This is a genomic window from Xenorhabdus beddingii (assembly GCF_002127545.1).
GTDB lineage: Bacteria > Pseudomonadota > Gammaproteobacteria > Enterobacterales > Enterobacteriaceae > Xenorhabdus > Xenorhabdus beddingii.
In genome coordinates, this window is record NZ_MUBK01000012.1 from 53,190 (window position 1) to 74,463 (window position 21,274).

20 protein-coding genes are annotated in these 21,274 nt (G+C 44.9%); 6 read left to right on the forward strand and 14 right to left on the reverse strand.

All coding sequences use genetic code 11. From position 1 onward, the window contains the following. Positions 1–152 precede the first annotated feature (152 nt). Entirely contained in the window at positions 153–1,127 is a 975-nt protein-coding gene (cysB, locus tag Xbed_RS08885; RefSeq protein WP_086112579.1) for an HTH-type transcriptional regulator CysB, read from the forward strand. A 70-nt stretch (positions 1,128–1,197) separates the two neighbouring features. Here cysB and Xbed_RS08890 read toward each other — a convergent pair whose 3' ends face one another. From Xbed_RS08890 to Xbed_RS08900, 3 genes are all read right to left on the reverse strand, one after another. Further along, a complete protein-coding gene (locus tag Xbed_RS08890; RefSeq protein ID WP_139837472.1) occupies positions 1,198–1,719 on the reverse strand; it encodes a hypothetical protein in 522 nt (173 codons plus the stop codon). Positions 1,720–2,095: 376 nt separating this feature from the next. After that, a complete protein-coding gene (locus Xbed_RS08895) occupies positions 2,096–2,518 on the reverse strand; it encodes an FMN-binding negative transcriptional regulator (protein WP_208612215.1) in 423 nt (140 codons plus the stop codon). Between the two features lie 103 nt (positions 2,519–2,621). Further along, positions 2,622–3,443 carry a hypothetical protein gene (locus Xbed_RS08900; RefSeq protein WP_086112582.1) on the reverse strand — a complete coding sequence of 274 codons (822 nt, stop codon included), beginning with the start codon at positions 3,441–3,443 and terminating at the stop codon, positions 2,622–2,624. A gap of 293 nt (positions 3,444–3,736) precedes the next feature. On the opposite strand from Xbed_RS08900, the gene acnA reads away from it, so the two are divergent. After that, on the forward strand, positions 3,737–6,442 hold the full coding sequence (gene acnA, locus Xbed_RS08905; protein WP_086112583.1) for an aconitate hydratase AcnA: 2,706 nt from the start codon (positions 3,737–3,739) through the stop codon (positions 6,440–6,442). A gap of 116 nt (positions 6,443–6,558) precedes the next feature. On the opposite strand, the gene ribA is transcribed toward acnA, so the two are convergent. Next, positions 6,559–7,149, reverse strand: coding sequence for a GTP cyclohydrolase II (gene ribA / locus Xbed_RS08910; RefSeq protein ID WP_086112631.1), 591 nt, complete (start codon positions 7,147–7,149; stop codon positions 6,559–6,561). A 424-nt stretch (positions 7,150–7,573) separates the two neighbouring features. Here ribA and Xbed_RS08915 point away from each other — a divergent pair, with 424 nt between their 5' ends. The 4 genes from Xbed_RS08915 to yciH all read left to right on the forward strand — a co-directional run bounded on the left by Xbed_RS08915 (position 7,574) and on the right by yciH (position 10,203). Beyond that, the gene (locus Xbed_RS08915; RefSeq protein ID WP_086112584.1) at positions 7,574–7,888 is read left to right on the forward strand and encodes a LapA family protein; all 315 of its coding nucleotides are present in this window, start codon (positions 7,574–7,576) and stop codon (positions 7,886–7,888) included. A gap of 6 nt (positions 7,889–7,894) precedes the next feature. Further along, entirely contained in the window at positions 7,895–9,064 is a 1,170-nt protein-coding gene (gene lapB / locus Xbed_RS08920; RefSeq protein ID WP_086112585.1) for a lipopolysaccharide assembly protein LapB, read from the forward strand. A gap of 82 nt (positions 9,065–9,146) precedes the next feature. Further along, positions 9,147–9,887, forward strand: a complete 741-nt coding sequence (pyrF, locus tag Xbed_RS08925; RefSeq protein ID WP_086112586.1) for an orotidine-5'-phosphate decarboxylase — start codon at positions 9,147–9,149, stop codon at positions 9,885–9,887. Further along, on the forward strand, positions 9,880–10,203 hold the full coding sequence (yciH, locus tag Xbed_RS08930) for a stress response translation initiation inhibitor YciH (RefSeq protein ID WP_086112587.1): 324 nt from the start codon (positions 9,880–9,882) through the stop codon (positions 10,201–10,203). The genes pyrF and yciH overlap by 8 nt, the downstream gene beginning before the upstream one ends. Before the next feature lie 87 nt (positions 10,204–10,290). Here the strand turns inward: yciH and bla are convergent, their stop codons facing one another. The 10 genes from bla to Xbed_RS08980 all read right to left on the reverse strand — a co-directional run bounded on the left by bla (position 10,291) and on the right by Xbed_RS08980 (position 21,060). Next, positions 10,291–11,226, reverse strand: a complete 936-nt coding sequence (gene bla / locus Xbed_RS08935; protein WP_086112588.1) for a class A beta-lactamase — start codon at positions 11,224–11,226, stop codon at positions 10,291–10,293. Positions 11,227–11,331: 105 nt separating this feature from the next. After that, positions 11,332–13,272: an exoribonuclease II gene (locus tag Xbed_RS08940; RefSeq protein WP_086112589.1), complete on the reverse strand. Its 1,941-nt coding sequence runs from the start codon at positions 13,270–13,272 to the stop codon at positions 11,332–11,334. Positions 13,273–13,737: 465 nt separating this feature from the next. Then, positions 13,738–14,370 carry an endonuclease III gene (gene nth, locus Xbed_RS08945; RefSeq protein ID WP_086112590.1) on the reverse strand — a complete coding sequence of 211 codons (633 nt, stop codon included), beginning with the start codon at positions 14,368–14,370 and terminating at the stop codon, positions 13,738–13,740. Positions 14,371–14,384: 14 nt separating this feature from the next. Continuing rightward, entirely contained in the window at positions 14,385–15,089 is a 705-nt protein-coding gene (locus Xbed_RS08950; RefSeq protein ID WP_086112591.1) for an electron transport complex subunit E, read from the reverse strand. A gap of 2 nt (positions 15,090–15,091) precedes the next feature. Further along, entirely contained in the window at positions 15,092–15,718 is a 627-nt protein-coding gene (gene rsxG, locus Xbed_RS08955) for an electron transport complex subunit RsxG (protein WP_086112592.1), read from the reverse strand. Positions 15,719–15,734: 16 nt separating this feature from the next. Beyond that, entirely contained in the window at positions 15,735–16,814 is a 1,080-nt protein-coding gene (gene rsxD / locus Xbed_RS08960) for an electron transport complex subunit RsxD (protein ID WP_086112593.1), read from the reverse strand. A gap of 12 nt (positions 16,815–16,826) precedes the next feature. Next, positions 16,827–19,304, reverse strand: coding sequence for an electron transport complex subunit RsxC (gene rsxC / locus Xbed_RS08965; protein ID WP_086112594.1), 2,478 nt, complete (start codon positions 19,302–19,304; stop codon positions 16,827–16,829). Further along, positions 19,297–19,920, reverse strand: coding sequence for an electron transport complex subunit RsxB (rsxB, locus tag Xbed_RS08970; RefSeq protein WP_086112595.1), 624 nt, complete (start codon positions 19,918–19,920; stop codon positions 19,297–19,299). The genes rsxC and rsxB overlap by 8 nt, the downstream gene beginning before the upstream one ends. After that, positions 19,920–20,501, reverse strand: a complete 582-nt coding sequence (rsxA, locus tag Xbed_RS08975; protein ID WP_086112596.1) for an electron transport complex subunit RsxA — start codon at positions 20,499–20,501, stop codon at positions 19,920–19,922. Before rsxA ends, rsxB begins: the two co-directional genes overlap by 1 nt. A gap of 118 nt (positions 20,502–20,619) precedes the next feature. Then, positions 20,620–21,060, reverse strand: coding sequence for a DUF2569 domain-containing protein (locus Xbed_RS08980; RefSeq protein ID WP_086112597.1), 441 nt, complete (start codon positions 21,058–21,060; stop codon positions 20,620–20,622). Positions 21,061–21,274: the final 214 nt, after the last annotated feature.

Here is a 21,274-nt window from a genome sequence, read left to right on the forward strand (position 1 = left end):
TATTTGTTATATAAATATACAACTGGTGTTATAGTGGTTATATATCTAAATATAAATATTCTATATAGTTATAAGTGAATAACCATTAGCAATATAGAAATTGATTAAACGACAAAATATTCATACATTTGACTATTAGGGACAGTGCTGATATGAAACTACAGCAATTGCGTTACATTGTAGAGGTGGTTAATCACAACCTGAATGTATCTTCTACAGCAGAAGGATTGTATACCTCTCAGCCGGGGATCAGTAAACAAGTCAGGATGCTCGAAGATGAGTTGGGGATACAAATATTCGCTCGCAGTGGTAAGCACCTGACTCATGTGACCCCGGCTGGTGAAGAAATTGTCCGTATTTCACGTGAAGTTCTGTCAAAAATCGATTCAATTCGTTCTGTCGCCAGCGAACACACCTATCCCGATCGTGGTTCTCTTTATATCGCGACGACCCATACACAGGCAAGGTATGCTTTGCCTCCGGTCATTAAAGGCTTCATTGATCGTTATCCCAACGTATCTCTGCATATGCATCAAGGTTCACCCACTCAGATTGCGGAAGAAGTTTGCAAAGGAAACAGTGACTTTGCAATAGCAACTGAAGCACTTCACCTGTATAGCGATCTGATTATGTTGCCTTGTTATCACTGGAATCGTTCTGTTGTGGTAACGAAAGATCACCCGCTTGCCAACAGACAGAATGTGACAATCGAAGAATTGGCAGAATATCCAATAGTCACTTATACCTTTGGCTTTACTGGGCGTTCTGAGCTGGATGTTGCTTTTGACCGCTCAGGGCTGAAACCTAAAATTGTATTTACGGCGACAGATGCTGATGTGATTAAGACTTATGTGCGCTTAGGGCTGGGAGTGGGGGTGATTGCCAGTATGGCCGTTGAACCCGTTCAAGATAGTGATTTGGTACGCATTGATATGCGTGATAAATTCAGTTACAGCACCACTAAGATCGGATTTCGTCGTAGTAGCTTCCTACGCAGTTATATGTATGATTTTATTTGGCGTTTTGCCCCTCATTTGACGCGGGATGTGGTGGATAAAGCCATTGCATTGCGTTCCAATGAAGAAATTGAAGAAATGTTCAGGGACATCGAACTCCCGATAGTATAAAAATAGCATATAAAAAAATAGCATAAAGAAAATTAAACCACCTTCTGAAAAGTCAGGAGGTGGTTAGTCTTTATCTTCTTCCTCTTCTGGCACCTCTTCCTCCTTGATTACGCGGTGTCCTTACTGATCCTCTGCTACCGGTTGCGGCACCACGCCCCATTATTGGGTCTTGACTAACTGACTCATAAGGGGGAGGAGCATAAAGAGCAGGAGCATAAGGAGGAGGAGGGGGATCATCATGAGGTTGGAGAGAAGAATAAGCAGGGGGAGCATCGTAAGGGGGAATACCTGACTGTTGACGTCGTCTGGTTGGTTGTCCTCTCGAATCTCTGCTCTGGGGCAGCGGTAAACCTGTTGGGCGAGCTACACTACCTATTCTTACCGCTTCATCGCGTTCTGTTGTTGACGGTATATTCGATGATGATGGTTCTGCTGTAACCTCAATGTTTCTGATGACATGTTGAAAGCGTTCCAGCGCATTGGGTAAATTAGGATTATATCTTAGGCTGGGGAGGATGTCAGATTCGTACATGAGTGGGCTGATATGATTGTGATGCCCATACAATACATATATTCCATTATTAGTTGGCATGAATCCTATATCTACTATTTCATTAGTAACTGGTACGAATCCCATACTTACCAACCTGGCGTGAATAGCATTATCTGATTCTTGAGGTATGGCTGGACACCTTAATTGATTAATGTTATCGAAAACGATTTGTAGTGACTGCCTCCCGTCTGGTCTGAAATAGTGCCTGATAAGGTTTTGATTTTTTAAAAATTGCAGGTAATACGACAAGGATAATTCTGCGCTATTCATACAATCCCCCAGAAAAACAAAAAATGAAACACGTCGACAAAAGCTATAATCCCTTATCCTCCGATTTTCACCTGAAAACAAGCGAATAATGCTTAACAATATTTTGCCTGTTCAATCTGTTTTCTGACCTATTGTATCTGGGTATTTATCTACCCGTACCGATATCACGCATTTTCATATAATTCGCCAACGCCTTATTATCAGCTCTTTTACTCTCACTGAGGGTTGTGAACACTCCGTTCTGGTCACCTTGGTTTTTATGCTGTCCCAGCTTTTCTTTGGCCTGTATTTCATCAATAATGATTTTAAACCCGACAATGGCTTGCCGCTGTTTACTGAGAAATTTCTCTGGCATCAATTCGGTGTTTTCAATCAAGCCAATCTCATATTGGTTAACCAAGGCTTCCAAGGCCAGCTTGGTATCTTCATCGCTTAAAATTTTTGTGACACCGTAACAATGGACGGCGGTGTAATTCCAGGTTGGTACAGCGTGAGCAGATTCATACCAAGTGGGAGAGATATAGGCATGTGGGCCAGTAAAAACCACTAAAGCTCTCTGAATATACATAGCCTGTGGCCCCATATAAATTAAAGTTAAGATTTCTGGTGTGGATTTAATCACCATATCTTAAAAAGATTAATGCAACAATGAGTTCATGGCCGCTTTCTGATTACGCTCTAAATTCACCATTGAAAAAAACATTGGAATTTTCTATTGAGGATTTTTTGTTTTTAAGAATAAAATCATCAAAAGCGCTTTTTATTTCTGGATTTTCTAAGGCTTGATAATCAAATAATGCAACACAGGTGGAGTAAGTAAATTCGACATTAACATTTTCACTGGAAGCACAATTTGATGTCACTTCTGAGTTGGTTCTGTCAAAATCTATTTGATAGAGTTTCATTTTGGGAACATACACAACTTGATCATCAACTTCCATGACCTCAATAATACTCGCCAATGTGAGAGTGGAGTAATGGTCATTATTCCGCTTTAAGCCCATTCTTATGGCTTCTCCCTGTTTTTGCAGAAAATCAGCGAAGTTTTTCAGGCCGGGAGAGTATGTATTCAAAATAATATCCATGATGAGTTGGAGTAAATTTGTCGCAATGGAAAAACCTTTCATCTCATGCTGATAAGTTTGACTTTCGATATTTCGAATACTCATCAATGGCAGTTTTGCCATGATGTCTCCCCAAAATTGAATATCTGTTTTATATTTTGAACCATGATGTTCAGCATATCTGGTTATATAGTCAGCGACTATTGAGGAAAGGGATATTTGTGTTTTCTTGATATCATTTAATTGTTGCATGACCCCGGTTTTATCAGCAAGCTGCGAAGTAATAATAAATTGGACAAGGCCATCTGTGTCGCTAAATCGATAATCTGACAAGGAAAATTTGTCACTGATACTGGCAGAAAAAAACGTATCCGCCTGTTGTATGTCACATAAATAATCTTGGTTTTTTTCATCTGTTTTTACATTCATAACTCATTCTCCAATCTCAAATGAACACACCGAATACCTAGAATATACCCTCGATTTTTCGCAGTGTAATTTGAAATTTATTAGCCAGAATAACACTAAGGACTTTAGGGACAATCCAGACAGTCTCTTATGTGATGAATAAAACATATCTACTTTAGGGATGCATCACCAAAATTTGTCAATAAATGAGGATTTACAGAGGATTGGCAAAATGTGTGGTCATTGAACAACAAATGTTCGCTTATATGTTATGTTTAATGTTGTCGCTGATCATAATAAGAAATGGAGGAGTTATGTCGTTTAAATTGAAAACGGACTGTGCTTTAACACTCTCTATCAGTAGCAAATCGATTGAGGGTGGGATCATTGGCAGTAAAACCTATCACTATTACAGCTTGCCTTTGTTATCTGAACGATTGGGTGGTATTTCTCGTCTGCCCAAGTCTCTGAAGGTTCTCCTTGAAAATCTTCTGCGCAATATTGATGGTGAATCCGTTGTGGAAGATGATTTGAAAGCGCTGGTGGAATGGCAGAGAAACGGCCATGCAGATAGAGAGATTGCCTATCGTCCGGCTCGTGTGCTAATGCAGGATTTTACCGGTGTGCCTGCTGTAGTGGATCTCGCCGCCATGCGAGAAGCGGTGTTGAAGCTCGGCGGAAATGTAGAACAAGTTAACCCGTTATCCCCGGTTGATCTGGTTATTGACCATTCGGTAATGGTGGATAAATTTGGTACAGGGCAGGCATTTGCAGAAAACGTACAGATTGAAATGGAACGTAATTATGAACGTTATCTGTTCTTGCGCTGGGGGCAAAAGGCATTTAATCGCTTCCGCGTTGTACCGCCCGGAACTGGGATCTGCCATCAGGTTAACCTTGAATACCTGGGTAAGGCAGTTTGGTATGAGGAACAGGAGGGTAAATATTTTGCTTATCCTGATACGCTGGTTGGGACGGATTCCCACACCACGATGATTAATGGGTTAGGGGTTCTGGGATGGGGGGTTGGGGGCATTGAGGCCGAAGCTGCCATGTTGGGGCAGCCGGTTTCTATGCTAATCCCGGATGTGGTTGGTTTTAAATTAACCGGAAAATTGCAGGAAGGGATCACGGCAACCGACCTGGTACTCACAGTGACCCAAATGTTGCGTAAACATGGGGTTGTCGGAAAATTTGTTGAATTCTACGGGAATGGGTTATCTGATTTGCCCTTGGCAGACCGGGCAACCATCGCCAATATGGCGCCTGAATATGGCGCAACCTGTGGTTTCTTTCCCGTTGATGACATTACATTGGGTTATATGCGGTTAACCGGGCGCAAAGAAGAAGAAATTGCGTTGGTTGAAACCTACAGCAAGACTCAGGGACTATGGCGTAATTCAGGGGATGAACCCATTTTCACCAGCACGCTGGAGTTAAATATGTCAACCGTTGGGGCCAGTTTAGCCGGGCCAAAACGTCCTCAGGATCGGGTGGCGCTGGGAAATGTACCACAGGCTTTCCAGTCTGCCATGGAGCTGGATATTCACAAAACCCAACAACATTCATCGTCAGTCACCGTCACCCTGGATGATCAAACCTTTTCTCTGCTGGATGGTGCTGTGGTTATTGCGGCCATTACATCCTGTACAAATACGTCTAATCCCACTGTACTGATGACCGCAGGCTTACTGGCTAAAAAGGCGGTTGAAAAAGGTTTGCAACGTCAACCCTGGGTAAAAACCTCACTGGCTCCTGGCTCAAAGGTTGTGACAGATTATCTGGAGCTGGCCGGTTTCATGCCATATCTGGAGAAACTTGGCTTTAATCTGGTGGGATATGGCTGTACTACCTGTATCGGGAATTCAGGGCCATTGCCTGACCCCATTGAAGCAGCGATTAAACAATCGGATCTGACTGTAGGGGCGGTACTTTCCGGTAACCGAAATTTTGAGGGGCGCATTCATCCATTGGTACAAACAAACTGGTTGGCATCACCACCGCTGGTGGTGGCTTATGCTCTTTCCGGCAGTATGAAAAAGGATTTGATGCGGGAACCTATCGGGAAAGATCAACAGGGCAATGAGGTTTACTTGAAAGATATCTGGCCCAATAGTGCGGAAGTTGCAGAAGCGGTTGGAAAAGTCAGCACTGAAATGTTCCACAAAGAATACAATGCCGTATTTGATGGTGATGAAAGCTGGCAATCGTTGAGCGTCGAAAGTTCAGCGACTTACTCCTGGCAGCCGGATTCCACTTATATACGGCATCCCCCATTTTTTAGTGACATGACGGCTGAACCTAAACCGATTACCGATATTCATCAGGCCCACATTTTGGCGATCTTGGGGGATTCAGTTACGACCGATCATATTTCCCCTGCGGGAAATATCAAGGCTGACAGCCCTGCCGGACGTTATTTGCAACAACATGGTGTTGCGCCCAAAGATTTTAACTCTTATGGCTCTAGACGCGGTAACCATGAAATTATGATGCGAGGCACATTTGCCAATATTCGCATTCGCAATGAAATGGTCTCTGGTATCGAAGGAGGATATACCCGTCATATTCCGTCACAATCTCAGCTAGCCATCTATGATGCTGCCATGCGTTATCAGGAAGAAAATATCCCATTGGCCATTATTGCGGGTAAAGAATACGGTTCAGGTTCGAGTCGTGACTGGGCTGCGAAAGGAACGAGGTTGTTGGGGGTCAGAGTTGTGATTGCCGAATCTTTCGAACGTATTCATCGTTCTAACCTTATTGGTATGGGAGTATTGCCGCTGGAATTTCCTCAGGGTATCAGCCGTAAAACATTAAATTTAACCGGAGATGAGAAGATTGATGTTGTTGGGTTGGGAAACATTAAGCCCGGAGGGACAATGGCGGTGAAAATCACTGATGCCAATGGGCAGGAAATAGTGATGGATGCTCGTTGCCGAATTGATACAGGTACTGAACTGGCTTACTTCTATAATGGTGGCATTTTACATTATGTGATCCGCAATATGTTGAAATAATACCATAGGGAAGTGCAGTAACCGGATAAGCCATACTCAGAAATAAAAACTGCGCCAATTCCGACGCAGTTTTTTATGATAGGCAACAATGTATTACTTTAATAATACGCTGGCATTTATTTGAGTAACAAGTGCCCCATCCGGCTGGCTTTGGTATCCAGGTAGTAAGCGTTTTTGGGATTTCTGCCTACAATCAGGGGAACTCGTTCGATGATATTAATGCCTGCTTCTATCATGATCTCAACTTTTTTCGGGTTGTTGGTCAGAAGGCGGATGGCATGAACATTCAACAGCTTATACATGTCTGAGCAAAGGGTAAAATCTCTCTCATCAGCAGCGAAACCTAACTGATGGTTAGCTTCGACGGTATCAATTCCCTGATCTTGTAAGGCATAGGCGCGGATTTTATTCAGTAGGCCAATATTGCGGCCTTCCTGACGGTGGTATAGCAGTATGCCACGGCCTTCTTGACTAATTTGCGATAGGGCGGCTTCTAATTGGAAGCCACAGTCGCACCTTAGACTGAACAAGGCATCCCCTGTCAGGCATTCTGAGTGGATCCGTGATAATACCGGCTTATCACCGGAGATATCACCGAAAACAAGGGCAACATGGTCGCGGCCTGTTTCGATTTCTTCAAATCCAATCATTAGAAATTCGCCCCATGGCGTAGGTAATTTTGCTTCAGCTACTCGTTTTAGCTGTATTTTAGTTTTCATATGTTGATTTGGCTCGTCATAAATATGGCAGTAATCAGAATAATCTCGGTTGAGAAATCAACTAAAAACACGAAAAAATTTTTCTGATTACAACACACGCATGAGGCGCCATTATAACAGAATTTATTAATGTGCATGGATATAAAGCGCCGATTATTCAATCATAAGTATCCTATTAGCATGCTAGACTATAAGCTGATTTTTGCGGATGTACTGTGTCACAGTGTCAGCTTGTTTGGAAAAAAAGGTAGGATTTAGCGCAATCAAGTAGAATAATGTCACAAAAAGAGGGAAATCAGCGCCTATTGCAATAAATTGCTTCCTCTGCGTAGATGAGAAATGCTAATTTAACACGCCAGTGTGTCTGTAGTTTGGCATAATTAATCAGCAACAATAGATAACAGGAAGAAATGTGAAATATTTTCTGATTTTATTACTGGCACTGGTTGTTTTTGTTATCTCAGTAACTCTGGGAGCAAATAATAATCAGATAGTGACATTTAATTATTTGATTGCCAAAGGTGATTATTCTGTATCCACATTACTGGCTGTGTTATTCGCTGTCGGTTTCGTCCTCGGCTGGGGGATTTGTGGAGCATTTTACTTGCGCGCCTGTGTTTCCCTTCGACGTGCGAAACGTAAAATCAAACGCCTGGAAACCCAGTTGGAACAGCCACCTGAGTCATCCGCAAAAGCCGTATCGACTGTAGCCTTAAAAAAGGAATAATTCTCCATGTTAGAGCTGTTGTTTCTGTTGCTTCCCATTGCTGCCGCCTATGGCTGGTATATGGGGCGCAGAAGTGCTCAACAAGATAAACAGCAATCTGCTGATCGTCTTTCCCGTGAATATGTTGATGGTGTTAACTTCTTACTCTCCAATCAGCAGGATAAAGCGGTAGATTTATTTCTTGATATGCTGAAAGAGGATAGTTCTGCATTTGAAGCGCATTTAACACTGGGAAATCTATTTCGTTCCCGTGGTGAAGTTGAAAGAGCTATCCGTATTCACCAATCCCTAATGGAAAGTGCCTCCCTGACGTTTGAACAACGTTTACTTTCGATTCAACAACTTGGTCGGGATTATATGGCTGCCGGAGTCTATGATCGAGCCGAAAACATGTTCATTCAGTTGGTTGATGAAACTGACTTCCGTGAAAACGCCTTCAATTCTTTGTTAACTATCTATCAGTCAACCAGTGATTGGAATAAAGCGATCGAAATCGCCGAAAAGCTGGTCAAACTGGGTAAACACCACTTCCGTGAAGACATTGCTCATTTTTACTGTGAGCTGGCGCTGCAATCTATGGGCAATGATGATCTTAGCGATGCTATCGGTCATCTGAATAAAGCGGCGCAGGCAGACAAAAATTGTGCTCGTGTTTCAATCATGTTTGGTCGTATCTATATGGCGCAGGGCGAATATGCCAAAGCGACTGACGCACTGAAACGTATTCTCGAACAGGATAAACAGGTCATCAGTGAATCTCTGCCAATGCTGCAAGAGTGTTACCAGCATTTATCTCAGCCGGAAGAATGGGAAGCCTTTGTCCAACGCTGTGTAGATGAAAACTGTGGAGCCATTGCAGAACTTCATATGGCTGATATTATTGAGAAAAAAGAAGGGCGTGATGTAGCCCAGAATTATATTAACCGTCAGTTGGAGCGTCATCCGACGATGAGGGTTTTTTATCGCTTGATGGACTACCATCTGGCAGATGCAGAAGAAGGGCGAGCTAAAGAAAGTTTGATCCTTTTGCGTAATATGGTCGGTGAACAAATCCGGACAAAACCTGATTATCGATGCCATAAATGTGGCTTTACTTCCCGCTCGTTATATTGGCACTGTCCATCATGTCGCTCATGGGATTCGATTAAACCGATCCGGGGCTTGGATGGTCAGTGACACGGTTTGACTCCAGACATGTTTCTCTTCATCAGTAATTCAAGTAGTAATTCAATTCATTAGTAAATGAAAGGGCCTAAAAATGACCTCCTGCACAGCTCAAATTTTAGATAAACAGATTGACTCGCCTGTTATCGTTGCACTGGATTATGACAACCAGCGTGCAGCGCTGGAATTTGTCGATAAGATTGACCCACAATCCTGTCGTCTGAAAGTGGGTAAAGAGATGTTTACGCTGTATGGCCCACAATTTGTTCAGGCACTGCATCAGCGTGGTTTTGAGGTATTTTTGGATCTCAAATTCCATGACATTCCCAATACAACGGCAAGAGCGGTTGCGGCGGCGGCTGAATTGGGTGTCTGGATGGTCAATATTCATGCCGGTGGTGGCGCGAGAATGATGACGGCGGCGAAAGAAGCATTATTGCCTTACGGTAAGAATGCCCCACTGTTGATTGCTGTCACAGTATTGACCAGCATGGAACAATCTGACCTGTTGGACGCTGGGATTAATGCGACTCCGGCACAGCACGCTGAGCGTCTGGCATTATTAACAAAACAGTGTGGCTTGGATGGCGTGGTTTGCTCTGCGCATGAAGCACAGCAATTGAAAGCGGTGTGCGGACAGGCATTCCAGCTTGTGACACCGGGGATCCGTCCTGAAGGGGCAGATGCGGGCGATCAGCGTCGTATCATGACTCCGCCTCAGGCCGTTCAGGTCGGGGTGGATTATATGGTGATCGGGCGTCCGATTACTCGTGCGGAAAATCCGGCACTGGCATTACAGCAGATTAATCAATCTATTGGGATCGTTCATGGATAATCATTCTCGCTTGGTTTACTCGACGGAGGGTGGTCGTATCCGGGAAGAAAACGTTAAACCCGTTCGTCCGAAAGGTGATGGTATTGTACGTATACAGCGTCAAACGAGTGGACGTAAGGGGAAAGGCGTTTGCATTATCACGGGCATTGATGCTGATGATCAAACACTCACCAAGCTGGCTGCCGAATTGAAGAAAAAATGTGGGTGTGGCGGTTCAGTCAAAGACGGTGAAATCGAGATTCAGGGCGATAAACGTGACTTGCTGAAGCAGCTTTTAGAAGCGAAAGGCATGAAAGTGAAATTGGCGGGAGGTTAAGTCGGGTTTCCCGCCTGACAGGCTATGCAGCAAGTGCGCTGTATAGCCTGCAAATATCGATATCCCGCAAAGAATTATGCCCTGCGTTCATTCCGCTTCTTTATTTTGAATCATGATACGTGCAGCCTCAGCCAATACATCAGGTCGGGCGCTGGCATTTTGGTTATTTGGCTGAGTAAAGTAAGTAACCAAAACCCATGGAGAACGGTTTTTTGTTGGCCAAATTACGGCTATGTCATTTGTTGTACCATAATTGCAACGCCCGGTTTTATCTCCTACCACCCAATCTTTTGGTACACCGGCACGAATGCTGGCACCACCTGTCGTATTTCCTTTTAGCCACCCAACTAATTGTTCACGCTGTATCGTCGCCAGGATATTTCCCAATGCCAAATGATATAGGCTGTTCGCCATACTTTGTGGTGTTGACGTATCACGTTCATCTCCCGGTATAGCCGTGTTTAATTCAGGTTCTTTACGATCGAGACGAAAGTGATGGTCGCCGATAGTACGGGCGAATTTGGTCACTTCATGTGGGCCGCCCAATTGGTTAAGGAGAAGGTTCATCGCTGCATTATCACTATATTGTAGTGTTGCGGCGCTCAGTTCTCCCAACGTCATGCCATCTTTGAGATGTTTTTCCGTAATAGGGCTGTATTCAGTAAGATCTGATGATTGGTAGTGAATTCGTTGACTTAATAAATGGCCACTTGTTTCACTTTGCTTCAAGAGCGCGGATACCGCCATCAATTTACTGGTACTGCATAAAGGAAAACGTTCATTTGCACGATAAACGGTGGTGGAATGATCAAAGGTATCTATCAGTACAACACCGAGACGACCCCCGGCATTTTTTTCCAGCATTGAGAGCTGATGGGTAAGTTGATTCTGCCTGAAAGTGTCTATTTGGTGGGGCACTCCAGCCTGATGAAGGGCCGCATTGGCAGAAAATGTGAGTAAGGCACCAAATAGAGGAGAGAGTGCGGTTGTCACGTTGATTAATTTGAATGAAGAAAGCCGCATGTAGAACTCTTATCTTGTTGTAATGTATCGTTATTATAAACTGTTATTATAAAACTGCCGCCAAAGATGGCGGCAGTTCATGTTGCATACGAACTTCCCGCAAGATTAACCTACAGGACGAGCTACGATATTGCGGGTTTCCATTCTGACTTCTTCAATGCGAACATCAATGATGTCATTCAGACGGTAGGCAGCTTCACCTTTAATTAATACCGAGCCGGTTTCCTGACTGCATTGCAGCTCATCACGAACAGCGTGCAAGAATGGCCCGGGAACAAAAGCAATGGCACCATTATCAACCAGACGGACGCGTAAGCCCCCACGGGTGATATCGATAATTTCTGCTGGGAAAGTTTTATCTGTACCGGCATGAGGATGCAGGAAACGAGCATAGAGCCAGTCACCGACATCGCGTTCTGCCAGACGATTTGCCCGACGGCGATCTGTCAATTGCAGACAAATCTCTTCAGTCGGTTTTTCAACATCGGTTTGCTGAATAATGGCCTTCAACAAACGGTGGTTGATAATATCGCTGTATTTACGGATAGGGGATGTCCAGGTCGCGTAAGCATCAAAACCTAAACCGAAATGTGGGCCTGGCTCAGTTTTGATTTCCGCAAAAGTTTGGAAGCGGCGAATGCGGCTATCCAGGAACTGCGTCGGTTGTTTATCCAACTCACGGCGTAATTTACAGAACCCATCCAGCCCCAACAAGGCTTCGGCATTTGCATCAATGCCATATTCTTTCAGGACTTCAACGACTTGCTCAATATGAGTGGAATCAAAACCGGTATGGACATTGTAAATCCCAAAGCCTAATTTATCGCGCAGAACCATAGCGGCACATAAGTTTGCTGCGATCATGGCTTCTTCAACAATACGGTTGGCCGAACGTCGTTGTTCAATGACGATATCAACAACATGACCGCCTTCATCAAGCATAAACCGATAATCTGGACGCTCCTTGAAAACCAGTGCATGTTGATGACGCCAGTTATTGCGGCGTTCACACATCTCTTTCAGAAGTGTGATTTGTGTTTTGACGGCTTCAGATTTCGGCTCCCAACCTTCCTGGCCTTCTAACCAATCTGAAACTTCGTCGTAAACCAGCTTGAATTTTGATTCAACCCATGCAGCGAAAAATTGAATATCATCGCCTAATTGACCATTTTCCAGAATAGAAACCTGACAAACCAGAGCCGGGCGGCGAACATTCGGACGCAGAGAACATAAATCATCTGACAGTTCACGCGGGAGCATTGGGATATTGAAGCCTGGCAGATAGTTGGTGAAACTGCGCTGGTAGGCAATTTTGTCCAGTTCACTGTCAGCTTTGATATAAGCTGTTGGATCTGCAATAGCAATAGAAAGTTTTAGGCTACCATCATCATTTTGGGTGATGTACAGAGCATCATCCATATCTTCGGTTGTTGCACTGTCGATAGTGACAAAATCAAGAGCGGTCAGATCAGTGCGTTCAATGGACTCATTGTCTAACTGGCAATCCGTCATTACGGGTGCCTCACGTCCCAGACTATGACGTGTCAGAGTTACCCACCAGGGAGCATAATGGTCATCTCCTTGAGTGATATAGCCCGTGACTTCAGCTTGGAATCCGCGATCGCCTTTCAGTGGATGGCGGCGCATTTCCGCCACAGCCCAATCGCCATGTTGGAAAGTATGGGTAACCTGACTCGCAGGGCGGCAGGGGATGGTATCTTTTAATAATGGGTGGTCAGGGATAATCCACAGTCGATTATCATTTTCTTTCTTTTGGATCCTTCCGACAAAACGAGTCAGGAATGGCTCAACCAACGTTTCCGGATCAGCAATCTCTTTTTCTTTATCTGTATGAATAGCCGCAGTAATTCGGTCACCGTGCATGACCTTTTTCATGTAGGGAGGTGGAATAAAATAACTTTTCTGTCCGTCGACCTCTAAAAATCCAAAACCTTTTTCAGTTCCCTTAACTAAACCTTCTACGCGAGTGGTTTTGGCGTGAAGTTGCTGTTTTAGCTGCGCAAGCAGCGGATTATTTTGAAACATAATATCTGGGGAGTATGGAGTTATTATCGATAATTTTGGACAACAGTTTTACGCGAATCGACGTTGTGGAGCAAGTAACATCTTATCAAAACAGGAAAAACTGTGGGATAAGATCAAAAATCGGGCATAAAATTTCTTACCGAAACGGATAACAAATCAGAGATCGATTACATTGTCATTTTAGTTACAACATACTTATAAGTTAACAAAAAACCACCTCCATCAACATCAGATCATCAAAAAATAGCCTACTAAGTGAACGGAATCACCTAAATAAGTTTCCGTAATTGTGACACACTGAAATTCTGAAGATCCCTTACCCCCACACTGCGTGGGGTAGTTCCTTTTTTATGTAGGCTTGTAGAGTAGTCGGATTCGGCCGGTCTCCTATAGTAATTTATAGGAGACCGGTTTTTGAAGCACAGAGGTGAGAATTAAAGATGAAAGATGAGTCTGGGGGGCTTATTATTCAGTTTTATCCCTGTATTCACACAGATCTTCAATAATACAAGATCCGCAACGCGGTTTACGGGCAATACAGGTATAACGGCCATGCAAAATCAGCCAATGGTGGCAATCAACCTTGAATTCAGCCGGCACGACTTTCAATAGCTTCTTTTCTACCTCATCAACATTTTTCCCAGGTGCAAACTGGGTCCGATTACTGACGCGAAAGATATGTGTGTCAACCGCAATAGTTGGCCAGCCAAAAGCGGTATTCAAGACAACATTGGCTGTCTTACGACCAACACCCGGTAATGCCTCCAATGCTGTGCGATCTTCCGGTATTTCACCTTGGTGCTTTTCCAGCAAAATCCGGCAGGTTTTGATCACATTTTCAGCTTTAGTGTTATATAACCCGATGGTTTTTATATACTCTTTTAAACCATCAATGCCTAAATCAAGGATCGCCTGAGGGGTACGGGCAATGGGATATAGCTTTGCGGTTGCCTTATTAACACTCACATCTGTCGCTTGTGCAGACAGTAAAACTGATATCAGCAATTCAAAAGGCGAACTGAAAACCAGCTCTGTCGTTGGATGTGGATTGTTATCCCGTAAGCGGGTGAGTATTTCGACCCGTTTTTGTTGATTCATATCTAATTGCACCCTCAGCTTCTCGTGATATGGCTGCCACAGCCTTTTTCGACGTTGTATTGGCGTTCTTTATTTTCTGTCCGATTTTTGATGCGTTCGTCAATGATATATTTTCCTGCCAGCATCAAGCCTAATCCAACAAATGCCCCTGGTGGTAAGATGGCAAGCAAGAAGGGGGAATCCATATGGAGAATTTCAATGCGTAGTGATTTAGCCCAACTGCCCAGCAGCAAATCCGCACCATCAAAAAGAGTCCCGTTACCCAAGATTTCTCGTATAGCGCCCAGCACAAACAGGGAAAAAGTAGCGCCAAGTCCCATTGCCAGACCATCAATCGTTGAATGGTAGATGGAATTCTTCGAGGCGTAGGCTTCCGCGCGACCAATGACGATACAGTTAGTCACAATCAAGGGAATAAAGATCCCCAATGATTCATATAACCCGAATGCAAAGGCATTGATTAACATCTGAACGGCGCTAACGACGGATGCAATGATCATCACGTAAATGGGGATACGAATTTCATGGGGAACCCAACGGCGCAGGGCTGACACGGCAATGTTGGTGCACAGTAAAACCAAGGTCGTCGCCAATCCCAGCCCCAGTGCATTGGTCGCGGTAGAGGAAACGGCCAATAGAGGACAAAGCCCTAAAAGTTGAACCAATGCGGAATTATTTTTCCACAGTCCTTGGATAAATAGGTTTTTGGTTTCATTCATGATTATTCTTCTCCACAAATTGGAAGGGAAGAAAGCCGTGCAGGAACGGTCTCCAGATAAAGCGTTGTCCGCTTAACTGCATTGACGACAGCACGAGGGGTAATGGTTGCGCCGGTAAATTGGTCAAATTCCCCACCGTCTTTCTTGACGGCCCAATGGTGATCGTCTTTTGACATCACTGTCTTGCCAGAAAACGTGTTGATCCAGTCGGAAATACGGGTATCAATTTTATCCCCTAATCCCGGAGTTTCATGATGTTCAGTCACACGTACACCGAGTACCTTGCCAGAGAAATCAGCCCCAACCAACAATTGAATCGCACCTGAATAACCATCAGGGGCGGTACTTTCCAGTGCCGCTGCAACGGGGATCCCATTTTTACGGGCGAGATAAAGGTGATGGGGTTGTGTATTACCCAGTGTATTATCTGTCACCAGATAACACTCATCCTGCATTTTATTGTCATACAAATTCGGGGGAACAATTTGATCCAGCAAGACCTTATGTTGTAGTGCGGCTTGTTCTGTAATCCGGTCTTTTGTCAATGAATAAACAATGGCGGTTAATCCTGTTGTGCAGGCTGCAAAAATGGCGAGGATAACACCGTGACGTCGCATGGTTTCTAACATGGCAGTCTCCTTTTCCCTATTTATGACCGTAAGCACGGGGTTGTGTGTAATGGTCAATCAGTGGCACGCAGATATTGGCCAATAATACGGCAAATGCCACTGCATCTGGATAACCACCATAAACACGGATCACCCAAATGAGTCCTCCAATGATAGCGCCATAAATCAAGCGACCTTTTGGTGTCGTTGATGCACTGACAGGATCTGTCGCAATAAAGAATGCCCCCAGCATGGTTGCGCCGGACAGAAGTTGTAATAGAGGAGGTGAGTAACGGGCAGGATCAATGAGCCAGCTAAGTAATGCACAGGCACCCAATGACAAAATGAATGCGGTTGGGATTTGCCAGTTGATGACTTTTCGATTGATCATCATCAGCCCACCGACCAGATAAGCAATATTGACCCATTGCCAACCAATCCCTGCCAAAACTCCCTGTAATATCGGCTGCTGCAATACTTCATCCATATTGTGGGTCAGCCGGCCGGTTTTAAAACTATCCAACGGTGTTGCCTGACTCAGTCCATCAATCCCTTGTTGTAGCTGTAGTAAGGTAGAACCATCAGGGGCATGACCTGTGAAGATAACCATCAGGCTATCCCAAGGGGTTAAAGTGAATGCCTGTAGAGATGCGGGTGGCATCCAACTGGTCATTTGCACAGGGAATGAAATAAGCAGGACAACATAACCCACCATGGCGGGGTTAAAGGGATTTTGTCCAAGACCACCATACAGATGTTTGGCAATAATGATGGCAAAGAAAGTTCCGAGAACGATCAACCACCATGGTGCTAATGGTGGCAGGCTAATCCCCAGCAGTAATCCTGTGACTAAAGCCGAATTGTCTTTGAGATAAGGGATTACCCATTGTTTTTTCAGTGCAATCGCTGCGGATTCTGCTAACAATGCGGTAATGACTGCCAATAAGATTTGGAACAAGGTTCCAGAGCCAAATAAATAGGTTTGTACCGCAATGCCGGGGATGGCAGCTAAAACCACCCAAAGCATGATCTGGCTGGTGCTTTTCTTATTGTGTGTAAAAGGCGAACTCGCGATCTTTAGCTGGTTATTGTCAGTTTTTACTGGCCTGAATTTCATCGATAATGGTCACTATTCTGTTGGAATTTCATGTTTTTCTTGAGCGGCTTTTTTGTCCTTAACGCGGGCAATCGCGGCCGCAACGGCGGCTTTACGCGGATCGGTTTCTTCCGGTTCAGCGGCAACGGTTGGTTGCGGAACGGGTTCAACCTGATTTTGCGCGTCTTTTTTGGCCTTAACACGGGCAATCGCGGCCGCAACGGCGGCTTTACGTGGATCGGTTTCTTCCTGTTCAGCGGCAACGGTTGGTTGCGGAACGGGTTCAACCTGATTTTGCGCGTCTTTTTTAGCCTTAACACGGGCAATCGCGGCCGCAACGGCAGCTTTACGCGGATCGGTTTCTTCCGGTTCAGCGGCAACGGTTGGTTGCGGAACGGATTCAACCTGATTTTGTGCGTCTTTCTTGGCCTTAACGCGGGCAATCGCGGCCGCAACGGCGGCTTTACGCGGATCGGTTTCTTCCGGTTCAGCGGCAACGGTTGGTTGCGGAACGGGTTCAACCTGATTTTGTGCGTCTTTTTTGGCCTTAACACGGGCAATCGCGGCCGCAACGGCGGCTTTACGCGGATCAGTTTTTTCCGGTTCAGCGGCAACGGTTGGTTGCGGAACGGATTCAACCTGATTTTGCGCGTCTTTTTTAGCCTTTGCTCGAACGATAGCCGCCGCAACAGCCGCTTTGCGCGGATCGGGTGTCTCTTCCACACTGTTTTGTGACTCGTTTGGTGACATTGTCACTTCTTCACTTTGGGCGGCCTTTTTCGCTTTTGCTCTGGCAATCGCCGCAGCGAGGGCCGCTTTACGTGGATCATCACTTTCAACTGATACGGTTGTTTTTATATCCGCATTCGAACTTGGAGCTGTCTGTTTTTCTGCCTGACGAGCTCGCTGCTGTTCTTTTCTGGCCTTACGTGCTGCAATTGCGGCTGCGTTGTCAGGTAATTGTCCTGCTTGTACCGTGATAGATTCGCCAGCGTTACTTTGCTTCTCCTTGACACGAGCAAGCGCAGCTTCCACCGAACTTTTATCGCTACTGCTCACTGGTACTGCGGCTTTTTTATGGCGTTCTTCACGAGCCAATTTTTCGCGTTCCATACGTACCTGTTTGGCTTCAAAGCGTATTTTGGCTTCCGCAGAACGGCGTGACTCCACTTCTATCGCCCGTATTTCTGCTTTCTCTTGTCGGTAATATTGGACTAAAGGAATATTGCTTGGGCACACATAGGCACAGGCACCACACTCAATACAGTCAAATAAATGGTGGTTTTTAGCTTTTTCATGCTCTTGTCCACGGCTGAACCAATAAAGTTGTTGCGGCAGTAATCCGGCTGGGCAGGCTTCAACACATAGACCACAGCGGATGCAGGCTTCTTCAATCTCTTTGGGTTCCATCTCTTGTGCCGAGGGGACAAGAATGCAGTTACTGATTTTGACGATGGGGACAGTCAGATCCGGTAAGGTAAAGCCCATTAATGGCCCACCCATAATGACCATCTGTTCTGTATCAGGCTTAAACCCCGCTTGTTGTAACAGGAATTGAACCGGAGTGCCAAGGCGTGCCCAGAAGTTACCGGGGGAGGTGAGAGCTTCGCCTGTCAGGGTTACGATCCGTTCAATGAGGGGTTCACCATCAATGACAGCTCGCTTGATGGCCATCACGGTCCCCACGTTTTGCATGAGAACGCCGATATCAGAAGAACGTCCTCCGGATGGAACCTCTTTCCCGGTCAGGATTTTGGTCAGTTGTTTGGCGCCCCCAGAAGGATATTTTGTTGGAATAACCCGCACTATAATGGCGTTATCGCCCTTGAGCGCGGTATTCAGGGCATCAATGGCTTCGGGTTTATTATCTTCAATGCCAATCAACACCTGTTTGGGATTGAGCAGGTGCATCAAAATGCGGATACCTTCGATAACTTCGTTTGCATGCTCCTGCATCAAACGGTCGTCAGCAGTGATATAGGGTTCACACTCAGCAGCATTGATAATCAACGTACTGAGGTTGTGTTTTCCACCCTTGAGCTTTGTCGCTGTAGGGAAGCCGGCCCCACCTAATCCTGCAATTCCCGCTTGCTGAATGCGTTGTAATAGTTCATCGGCATCAAGGGTTGTGTAATCGGGGGACTGAATACGTTCACCCCATTGATCTTCGCCGTCAGGCCGCAACCGTACACACAATTCTTTCAGCCCGGAAGGGTGCGCCGTGACGCAAGGTTCAATTGCGGTAATTGTGCCTGAAGTAGAGGCATGAACAGGTACAGTCCGACCTGTGCCGATAGTCAAGGGTTGACCTTTCAGAACCTTATCACCCACTTTAACCCGCAATTCACCTTCCGGCCCCAAATGTTGCTGTAGGGGAATGATGAACTCATCGGGCAGTGGAGCCTGGCGCAATGGCGTGTGGCTGGATTGCAACTTCATTTCAGGTGGATGGATGCCACCTTCAAAATCCCATATTTTATTTTTGTTAAGCCAATTGAGCAGGTTAAACATTATTTTTAACCTCAATCGGATTAACAGGAGAGAAAAAAGGAGGTTCAGAGGTAACAGGAATATTTCTTACCGGAATGGTATTTAAATCCCATTTCCAATTTGATGTGGTAGCAGCGACTGGGATCATTGTAATGCAATCGGTTGGACAGGGAGAGACACACAGGTCACAGCCCGTGCAGAGATCTTCAATAACAGTGTGCATGGCGCGGTTTGCACCAATAATGGCATCAACCGGACAGGCTTGAATGCATTTGGTACAGCCAATACAGTTTTCTTCGTCAATGAACGCCACTTTTCTGGCCGGGTTTTGTACGCTGTCATCGCCATCCAGTGGTTGAGGTTCTATGCCCAGTAATTCGGACATCTTGAGCATCACTTGTTCCCCGCCCGGCGCGCATTTGTTGATCATTTCGCCGTTATTGGCGACGGCTTCCGCATAGGGACGACAGCCGGGATAGCTACATTGCCCGCATTGACTCTGAGGTAACAGGCTGTCTATTTTCTCAACGATGGGATCTTCTTCTACTTTAAAACGGCGAGCAGCAAAACCAAGAATTAGGCCAAATATTAGCCCAAGCACACTTAATACGCCGATAGCAATCCATAAAGGCATCATCAGAATTTCACCAAACCACTAAAGCCCATAAATGCGAGGGACATTAATCCCGCAGTAATAAGCCCTATCGATGAACCACGAAAAGGGGCAGGAATATTGGCAACGGCCAAACGTTCACGAATAGCGGCAAACAGCACCATGACAAGGGAAAAACCCGCCGCCGCGCTAAAGCCATATACCGCAGACTGGAGGAAGCCGTGAGATTGGTTGACATTCAGGAGTGCCACCCCAAGTACAGCACAGTTAGTGGTAATCAGTGGCAGGAAGATCCCTAAAAGCCGGTAAAGCGTCGGACTCGTTTTGCGGACGGCCAGTTCAGTAAACTGAACAACAACCGCAATAACAAGAATGAAACTCAGAGTACGCAAATAAACCAAATCAAGTGGTACAAGAATAAAGGTGTTTATCAGCCATGAACTGATGGAAGCCAGAGTTAGAACAAAGGTTGTCGCCAATCCCATACCAATAGCGGTTTCGAGTTTTTTGGATACGCCCATAAAAGGACATAAGCCCAAGAATTTCACTAAAACAAAGTTATTGACCAAAACTGTGCCAATAAATAACAAGAGGTATTCAGTCATTGCTATACCTGAAAATGAGATGTTGGAAAATAATACACGGTTATATAGTCTGAATAGAAATTCCTCACCTGACGGTGAGGCAAGTGGAGGCAATGATAACAATCAATTGTGGGGGGTGTTATCGATCTTGTGTGAAAGTCATTTTTACCCGGTGAGAGCGCTTAATATAAGGAACAAAAACGGCAGCAGCCAGTAATGGCCATAATAAGGTTCGTATTGCCATCTCATCATTAATGGGAGAAAAGGCAAACGTCTTTATGGCAATCAGAACAGAAACCATCAGCCAAATAATGAAAATACGCGGGAAACGTTTTGATCGAATAAAAAGTAACTGCAAAACCCAGACGGTAAAACACCACATAATTGCCGAGGTTAATACAGAGAGATACCACATAGTAGTAAAATTCCCAGCAACTTGGTGGATGGCCTCGTTTTTATGGATAAACATCATGGCATATAACAGCAACATCAGGCTGGCGGCGATGAAGGTCATGATGAGATAAGCCGCAGGAGCCAATAACCAGCCGTTAATACGATAATAATCATTGGATTGATACATAAAAGAATTTTCGCTCCATAATGAGTACTCTGATATAGAGAAATTGATATAGAAAAAAGAGAGTAACACAGGTATCAGGATTATTTGCTAACGTGTGATAGGTAGTGATATTTTCTGATGCTTTGAGGGTTATTAATGGGTTACCAGTTTGTGATATTGCGATTCTCACAGGCCGTTATGAGGGGCGTAGTTATGGAAAATAGTTATGGAAAAT

Coding starts and splice junctions, on each gene's coding strand:
- rsxC (WP_086112594.1), bottom strand. CDS start 19,304: ATGTTTAACCTGCTCAATTGGCTTAACAAAAATAAAATATGGGATTTT.
- Xbed_RS08890 (WP_139837472.1), bottom strand. CDS start 1,719: ATGCCAACTAATAATGGAATATATGTATTGTATGGGCATCACAATCAT.
- rsxD (WP_086112593.1), bottom strand. CDS start 16,814: ATGAAATTCAGGCCAGTAAAAACTGACAATAACCAGCTAAAGATCGCG.
- lapB (WP_086112585.1), top strand. CDS start 7,895: ATGTTAGAGCTGTTGTTTCTGTTGCTTCCCATTGCTGCCGCCTATGGC.
- Xbed_RS08940 (WP_086112589.1), bottom strand. CDS start 13,272: ATGTTTCAAAATAATCCGCTGCTTGCGCAGCTAAAACAGCAACTTCAC.
- Xbed_RS08900 (WP_086112582.1), bottom strand. CDS start 3,443: ATGAATGTAAAAACAGATGAAAAAAACCAAGATTATTTATGTGACATA.
- acnA (WP_086112583.1), top strand. CDS start 3,737: ATGTCGTTTAAATTGAAAACGGACTGTGCTTTAACACTCTCTATCAGT.
- yciH (WP_086112587.1), top strand. CDS start 9,880: ATGGATAATCATTCTCGCTTGGTTTACTCGACGGAGGGTGGTCGTATC.
- rsxB (WP_086112595.1), bottom strand. CDS start 19,920: ATGATGCCTTTATGGATTGCTATCGGCGTATTAAGTGTGCTTGGGCTA.
- Xbed_RS08980 (WP_086112597.1), bottom strand. CDS start 21,060: ATGTATCAATCCAATGATTATTATCGTATTAACGGCTGGTTATTGGCT.
- bla (WP_086112588.1), bottom strand. CDS start 11,226: ATGCGGCTTTCTTCATTCAAATTAATCAACGTGACAACCGCACTCTCT.
- pyrF (WP_086112586.1), top strand. CDS start 9,147: ATGACCTCCTGCACAGCTCAAATTTTAGATAAACAGATTGACTCGCCT.
- rsxG (WP_086112592.1), bottom strand. CDS start 15,718: ATGTTAGAAACCATGCGACGTCACGGTGTTATCCTCGCCATTTTTGCA.
- Xbed_RS08895 (WP_208612215.1), bottom strand. CDS start 2,518: ATGTATATTCAGAGAGCTTTAGTGGTTTTTACTGGCCCACATGCCTAT.
- Xbed_RS08950 (WP_086112591.1), bottom strand. CDS start 15,089: ATGAATGAAACCAAAAACCTATTTATCCAAGGACTGTGGAAAAATAAT.
- nth (WP_086112590.1), bottom strand. CDS start 14,370: ATGAATCAACAAAAACGGGTCGAAATACTCACCCGCTTACGGGATAAC.
- cysB (WP_086112579.1), top strand. CDS start 153: ATGAAACTACAGCAATTGCGTTACATTGTAGAGGTGGTTAATCACAAC.
- rsxA (WP_086112596.1), bottom strand. CDS start 20,501: ATGACTGAATACCTCTTGTTATTTATTGGCACAGTTTTGGTCAATAAC.